Source organism: Cupriavidus sp. GW821-FHT02F09, assembly GCF_059421605.1.
On record NZ_JBWKVH010000099.1, the window covers coordinates 1 to 1,697 of the forward strand.

Here is a 1,697-nt window from a genome sequence, read left to right on the forward strand (position 1 = left end):
CCGACCGAGGGTGTGTGAAAACGTCTCGATCACCTAGACTGGATCAACGCATTCAGATTGGGGGACCGAATGAAGCGATTCATAGAGGGAGAGGACCGCAAGCAAGCTACGCTGCTTCCAGAATGCCTCGATGATTTCATCGCCGAGGATAACCCCGCCAGGATCATCGACGCGTTTGTTGAAGAGTTGGATCTCGAGTCGCTCGGGTTCGAGGGTGCCAATCCTTCGACTACAGGTCGCCCCTCATATCATCCTGCCGTCCTGTTGAAGATATACATCTATGGCTACCTCAACCGGGTCCAGTCCAGCCGCCGTCTGGAACGTGAATGCCAACGCAATATAGAGCTGATGTGGCTGACCGGTCGACTGGCGCCGGACTTCAAGACGATTGCAGATTTCCGCAGGGACAACAGCACGGGCATTCGCAATGTCTGCCATCGTTTCGTGGTTCTGTGCCGCGATTTAAAGCTGTTCTCGCAGGCCCTGGTCGCCATCGACGGTAGCAAGTTCAAGGCAGTCAATACTCGGGACCGCAATTTCACTGCTGGCAAGGTCGACAAGCGCCAGCAGCAAATCGAAGAGAGCATCCAGCGGTATCTGAGCGCGCTGGAGACTGCCGATCGCACGCAGCCGGCGGAGATAGAACTCAAAACAACTCGACTGCGCGAGAAGATTGCGCAACTGCGTCAGCAGATGCATAGCCTTGACCAGATAAAGGAAGAGCTCAAGACGCTGCCAGATGGTCAGATCTCGATGACCGATCCTGATGCGCGCTCGATGGCGACAAGTGGCAAGGGCTCTGGAATGGTCGGCTACAACGTACAGATGGCCGTAGATGCCAAGCACCATCTGATCGTAGCTCATGAGGTCACCAATATTGGCAATGATCGAGCGCAACTCAACTCGATGGCTCGAGCCGCTCGCGATGCGATGGGTAAGACCAGGCTCAAGGCCATAGCTGATCGTGGCTACTTCAGTGCGCAGGAGATTAAGGCGTGCGCGGATACGGGCATTGCTGCCATCTTGCCCAAGCCAACGACATCCAGCGCGAAGGCGGGAGGTCGATTTGATCGGGCGGACTTCATCTACATTGCCCGAGACGATGAATATCAATGTCCCGCCGGCGAACGTGCGATATACCGCTTCACCAGAGAAGAGCATGGACTGCAGCTACGCCGCTATTGGAGTAGTGCTTGTCCTCAGTGCACGATGCGGTCTCAATGCACGCCGAGTCCGTACCGGCGCATCTCAAGATGGGAGCATGAGGAAGTGCTGGAGGCCGTCCAGCGCCGGCTCGACAAGACACCAGATGCCATGACGGTTCGTAGGCGAACCGTCGAGCATGTCTTCGGAACCTTCAAACATTGGATGGGCTACACTCACTTCCTGACGCGCACGCTACCGAATGTAGGTACTGAAATGAGCCTGCATGTTCTGGCGTACAACTTGAAGCGCGTCCTTCGAATTCTCGGGTTCTCGAAGACAATGAAGGCCATGCGCCTGGTGGGTGCGTAAGCACCCATTTGCACCCAAAAAATGTGGCTGAAGACCGTTCTCAGGGGCCCATGAACGCTGTTCGCCCCCATTTCGACGCCACCCACGACCGGATTGGCCGAAAATTCGATAAGGCAGGCTACGCTCCGGAGGGGATGCGCATTGGTGCGATTCGAGAGACGTTTCCACACGGCCTCGACCCA

General features: G+C 56.3%; 1 protein-coding gene. It reads left to right on the forward strand.

Annotation, left to right across the window (positions count from 1 at the left end; all coding sequences use genetic code 11):
- The first annotated feature begins 69 nt into the window (after positions 1-69).
- Positions 70-1,515 (forward strand): IS1182 family transposase, encoded by a 1,446-nt coding sequence (locus AC07XB_RS38900; protein ID WP_492833254.1) that lies wholly within the window; start codon positions 70-72, stop codon positions 1,513-1,515.
- Positions 1,516-1,697 lie beyond the last annotated feature (182 nt).

Excerpts from the sequence above, each read along its gene's own strand:
- AC07XB_RS38900 (WP_492833254.1), top strand. The coding sequence starts at position 70 with ATGAAGCGATTCATAGAGGGAGAGGACCGCAAGCAAGCTACGCTGCTT.